The organism is Pseudomonas sp. P5_A12 (genome assembly GCF_056400685.1).
On sequence record NZ_JBFUKU010000336.1, the window covers coordinates 1 to 5,396 of the forward strand.

Sequence of the window (5,396 nt, forward strand, 5' to 3'; positions counted from 1 at the left end):
TGTAATTGAATGGACTCGCCCAAGCCGAGGCGTCAATGCGCCACGGTGGCAGTCTAAACAGCCAACGACAGCGAGGGCGAGTCCATGAAAAAGCATACTTCGATTGATCAATCCTTGTCTTCTGCCGATTTGGCGGCCTGCACTACCGTGGCGGTTGACCTGGCCAAGCATGTGTTCCAGCTCGCCGGCGAAGACGCCCTCGGCAAGGTGCATTATGAGCAGCGGATCAAGTCGCGCGAGGCGTTCTACGAGTTTCTCCGCCAGCTGCCGCCKCATGTCGTGGTCCTGATGGAAACCGGCCCGGGCGCTCAAGCGTGGGCCCGGCAGCTGCAGGATCAAGGCAACCTGGCGCGGATCCTTCCTGCCGGTCCGGTGGCTAAGCATCGCAGCGGCCCTAAAAATGATCGCAATGATGCGCTGGCAATCCTGCGCGCCGGTCGCGACGAAAAGATCTGCGCAGTGCCGGTTAAAAGTGTCGTAGCGCTGGCCATGCAGGCATTGCATCGTGCCCGTCATGGCTACGTGCGTCGCCGCACCGCCGTGAGTAATCAGATGCGCGGCCTGCTGCTCGAGCACGGGATTGCGCTGGCGCAGGGCGACGTTGCGATCAGCCAGAGAATCCCGCGGATATTGGAGGATGCCACCCAGCCGGTGCCGGCAATGTTGCGTGAGCTGATCGACGAACTGTTGGCCGAGTGGCGCCATTTGGGCGAGCGCATCAACGTCCTGACGGGACGCCTGGAAGTGGCCGCGAACGCCGACAAGACAGCCAAACGGTTGATGACCGTGCGCGGTATCGGCCCAATCACCGCTACGGCGCTGGTGGCCAAGGAAACCAAGCCTGAGCGCTTTCCCGATGCTCGCATGTTCGCCGCGTACTTCGGCATGGTCCCTGATCAGCACAGCAGCGGGAAGACGGTTCGACTGGGGGATATGACCAAGCGAGGCGATAGCTATTTGCGCAGCCTCATGATCCAGGGTGCCCACGCGGTATTGCAGCAGTTGCGACCTGATTCCCAACAGCCCGACGACCGCCGCTTGTTACGCTGGATGAGCCGACTGGGCCGCAAGGATGCTGCGATCAGGTTGGCCAATCGCAACCTGCGCATCGTCTGGGTGCTTTTACAGAATGACCAGACTTATCGTCGACAGCCCGCCGATGGCCAGCAAGCAACGATGAGCCACTGATCCACCGAGTTCTGCCACCGAGGTACCYACTGACCAACCTGTTGCTGAAAAAACATTGACCCCTGGTAAGACCGGCGTGGATTGATGCCTAAGCTGCTAGTGGCCTTCGAGGCCTGACTGTAATCGGCATACCACGAGCTCTTTCAATTTTGGCCAGAAGCCGCCGACGGCTTCCTCGAATAGGCCTAATACATAGATGCAACGGGGCGGCAGTTTTTTTGAAAGCGGGTAGACAGTGGGGGCGAGTCCATACATAGCAGCTGRCGAAGCCTGCGTYCGGCGGCGAAGCCGTCGTGAATCCAGCTGCCTCGGTTCACCTGATGCACCGCATTGACTGATCTTACGACTGCTGCGCCCGAGCGCAGACCGGCCGACGCAGGCTTCGTCAGCTGCTACAGGAACGCGTTCAACCGTGCTCATTTGCGCTGAGGCATCATCCGCAGCAAGGTGTTATCCCCCACCACGTAGTGGTGATAGATCCCGGCCACGGCGTGCAGGCCGATCAGCCAATAGCCGATGGTGCCGCCCAGTTCATGCCAGTCCTGAATCTGCTTGGCCAGCGCTTTGTCTTCCGCTATCAGCATCGGCAGATCAAAGCCGTAAAACATCACTTGATTACCCTTGGCGCTGGTCACCAGCCACCCCAGAATCGGCATCGCGATCATGAAAATGTACAACGCCCAGTGCATCAACTTCGCGAGTGTGGTTTGCCATTGCGGTGAGGCGGGGAATATCTGCGGTGCCGGGCCCAGGCTGCGGGCGAATAACCGGAGCCAGACCAGCACAAACACAGTCAGGCCTAGCATGAAGTGCGATTCGACGATCAGCGTGCGTCCGCCACTGCCTTTGGGAAAGAGCCCGCGAAACTCGATACTGGCGTAAACCAGCGCCAGCAAGACCAGCATCACCCAATGCAGCGTGATCGATACGGTGCTATAGCGTGATTCCGAATTCTTCCATGGCATAGGGTGTTCCTCACAGGTGGGGTCGAGCCCACCGTTCTTCTCAGGCTGTGTTCCCTAACTGTAATCCGCTTTGGTGGGTTTGCCTGACGCTATTTAACTGTTCAACGCTCTGGATCATGTGATTGGCAGAAAAAGCGCCCGTTCCTTTGGGGGACGGGCGCTTTTTTTACGCAGAGAACCGCGATCAGCTGCTCTGTGGCATCTCACCCTTGGCCAGGCGCTTGTTGATGTCGGCAATCACTTCCGGCAAGTCGGTGATGGTGTCGATCATGTAGTGCGGGCGCGAGCTTTCGAACATCCCGTGGATCCGTTTGCGTTCGCTGTCCAGTTTGTCGCTGCCGAGGGCGCGGTAGCCTTCGTAATCCAGACCCAGCGCGTTGCCCGAGCAAATCAGCGCCACCGTCCACATGCCAGCGCGACGACCTTCAAGAATGCCCGGCACGGTGTCGTCGATCTTCACGCAGGCGGCGACATCGTCGATGCCCAGCGCAATCACGTTGGCCAGGGCCTGAGCCGGCCATGGGCGGCCGTTGGGGACTTCGTCAGTGGCGACCACGTGGTCGGCGACGTAACCGTTGGTGGCCGCCAGTTCGACCACTTTATCCATGACCTGTTTCGGGTAACCGGAGCACGAGCCGATCTTGATCCCTTGTTGGCGCAGGTGGGCGATGGTGTCCAGTGCGCCCGGAATGAGCGCCGAGTGTTCGGCGATTTTTTCGATTTGCAGCGGCATGAAGCGTTTGTAGATGGCGGTGACATCATCGTCRGTCGGTGCGCGGCCGAACACGGCGCGATAACGGTCGGCGACTTGCGGCTGATCGCACAGGGTGCGGATGTGGTCCCATTTGCCCATGCCCATCGGCCCGCGGGCTTCTTCGATGGAGACCTGAACGTCGAATTCGGCGAAGGCTTCGACAAAAATCTGGGTGGGTGCGAAGGAACCGAAGTCAACGACGGTGCCGGCCCAGTCGAGGATGGCGGCTTGCAGTTTGGTTGGGTTTGCGTAGTTCATGTCTCAAATCCTGTATTTGGAAAAATGAAGATCCGTGTAGCAGCTGCCTCGCAGGCTCGGCAGTTGCTACAGATGGTTGTGAATCAGATTTCGAGGACTTCCATCTCGCGCAATGCTTCGGCAATTGCCGCCACCGCCGCGCGCATCTCGGCCTGATTGACGTGGCCGATGCAGCCGACACGAAAGGTTTCAACCTGAGTCAATTTGCCGGGGTAGAGGATGAAACCCTTGGCCTTGACCCGTTCGTAGAATTCCTTGAACTGGTAACGCGGATCTTTCGGTGCATGGAACGTGACAATGATCGGCGCCTGAATCGCGGCGGGCAGGAAGCTGCGCAAGCCGAGCCGGGCCATGTCGTCGAGCAGCACGTTGCAGTTGTCGGCGTAGCGCTGATGCCGCGCCGGCAAGCCACCTTCTTCGTTGTATTGCAGCAGGGCTTCGTGCAGCGCCGCGACCACATGGGTCGGCGGGGTGAAGCGCCATTGGCCGGTCTTGGCCATGTAGGTGTGCTGGTCGAACAGGTCCATCGCCAGCGAGTGCGAGTTGCCGGCGGCATTCGCCAGCGACTCTTTGCGAGCGAAGACGAAACCCATGCCCGGTACGCCTTCAAGGCATTTGCCCGATGCGGCGATCAGGGCGTCGAACGGCACTTGTTGTGCATCCACCGGCAGCGCGCCGAAAGAACTCATGGCGTCGATGATCAGGCGTTTGCCATGTTGCGCAATGACATGGGCGATTTCCGGCAGCGGGTTGAGGATGCCGGTGCTGGTTTCGCAGTGAATCAGAGCGACGTGCGTGATGCCGGGGTCGGCGTGCAGCAGGCGGTCGACGTCGGCAGCGGTGGTCGGTTCGTCTTCAGCGGTCTCGAAAGTGCTGAAAGAGCGACCGAGGACTTCGCAGATTTTCGCCAGGCGTTTGCCGTAGGCGCCGTTGATCAACACCAATACTTTGCCGTCGCGGGGCACCAGCGTGCCGATCGCTGCCTCGACCGCGAAGGTGCCGCTGCCTTGCAGGGGCACGCAGTGGTGGCTGGCGCCGCCGTTGATGATCGCCAGCAATTGCTCGCACAGGCTGGCGGTCAGTTGATTGAAGCGGTCATCCCATGAACCCCAGTCGACCATCATCGCCTGACGGGTGCGGGCCGATGTGGTCAGTGGGCCGGGGGTGAGCAGGATGGGTTCGGCAATACTCATTCTCGTGTCCTCGCATTTGATGGGATGAAGCTACGGGACATAAATTGCAATTTGCCGTGCTATCAATCAAATTGTTTGTTGTTATGCCAGCCATCAGTGAGAGTTATTAATGAATCTGTTCCAGCTTCGAGCCTTTGACGCCGTGGCCCGCGAAGGCAGCTTCACCCGAGCTGCGACGCGGTTGTTCATCAGCCAGCCCGCGGTGACCGGGCACATCAAGGCCCTGGAGGAGCATTACCAGATCACCTTGTTGCGCCGTACCGCACGGCGAGTGGAGCTGACGGAGGAGGGCACCAAACTGGCCGCAATCACCCGGGCCATGTTCGGCCTGGCGGAAGAGGCGCAGGTGATGCTCGAAGCAAACCGGCAGCTGCTGACCGGGCGCCTGGAAGTGGCGGCAGACGGCCCGCACCTGGTGATGCCGATGTTGGCCAGCCTGCGCGCGCGTTATCCGGGCATCACCGTGAACCTGCGGCTGGGCAATGCCCAGGAAACCCTGGCGGCGTTGTTGTCCGAGCATGCCGACGTGGCGGTGCTGACCGAGGTTGAAGCACGCAAAGGCCTGCATTTACAGGCTCTGAGCGAATCGCGGATGTGTGCATTGGTGCCTGAAAGCCATCCTTGGGCCAAGGCAAACAGCGTGAAGCTCAAGGAACTGGACCAGGTGATCATGGTGTTGCGTGAGCCGAGTTCGATCACCCGACGCACGTTCGATGAAGCCTGCAGTCAGGCCAAGGTCRCTCCACGGGTGTTGCTGGAACTGGACAGTCGTGAAGCGGTGACCGAGGCCGTGGCTGCGCAATTGGGGGTGGGTGTGGTGTCGTCGGTGGAAGTCAGCCATGACCCACGGGTGGTGGCGGTGCCGATTATTGGCGAGGGGCTGGTTAACCGGCACCTGATCGGGTGCATGGAGCGGCGGCGGGATTTGCGACTGATACAGGCGTTTTTTGATTTGGCGTCGGTCAGCTAGACCGCGGCGCGGCTATCGCGGGCAAGCCACGCTCCCACAGGGGTTATGTGAACGCCACAAATCCAGTG

Annotated in this window: 5 protein-coding genes; 2 read left to right on the top strand and 3 right to left on the bottom strand. The window is 60.2% G+C overall.

The window, feature by feature from the left end; all coding sequences use genetic code 11:
* Window positions 1-84 precede the first annotated feature (84 nt).
* On the top strand, window positions 85-1,188 hold the full coding sequence (locus AC1DSG_RS27075; RefSeq protein ID WP_477793626.1) for an IS110 family RNA-guided transposase: 1,104 nt from the start codon (window positions 85-87) through the stop codon (window positions 1,186-1,188).
* A 416-nt stretch (window positions 1,189-1,604) separates the two neighbouring features.
* Here the strand turns inward: AC1DSG_RS27075 and AC1DSG_RS27080 are convergent, their stop codons facing one another.
* From AC1DSG_RS27080 to AC1DSG_RS27090, 3 genes are all read right to left on the bottom strand, one after another.
* Window positions 1,605-2,153, bottom strand: coding sequence for a cytochrome b (locus tag AC1DSG_RS27080; RefSeq protein ID WP_477793627.1), 549 nt, complete (start codon window positions 2,151-2,153; stop codon window positions 1,605-1,607).
* Between the two features lie 184 nt (window positions 2,154-2,337).
* The gene (gene phnX / locus AC1DSG_RS27085; protein WP_477793628.1) at window positions 2,338-3,165 is read right to left on the bottom strand and encodes a phosphonoacetaldehyde hydrolase; all 828 of its coding nucleotides are present in this window, start codon (window positions 3,163-3,165) and stop codon (window positions 2,338-2,340) included.
* Between the two features lie 83 nt (window positions 3,166-3,248).
* Window positions 3,249-4,358 (bottom strand): 2-aminoethylphosphonate--pyruvate transaminase, encoded by a 1,110-nt coding sequence (locus tag AC1DSG_RS27090; protein ID WP_477793629.1) that lies wholly within the window; start codon window positions 4,356-4,358, stop codon window positions 3,249-3,251.
* A 109-nt stretch (window positions 4,359-4,467) separates the two neighbouring features.
* On the opposite strand from AC1DSG_RS27090, the gene AC1DSG_RS27095 reads away from it, so the two are divergent.
* Entirely contained in the window at window positions 4,468-5,328 is an 861-nt protein-coding gene (locus tag AC1DSG_RS27095) for a LysR substrate-binding domain-containing protein (protein ID WP_477793630.1), read from the top strand.
* Window positions 5,329-5,396: the final 68 nt, after the last annotated feature.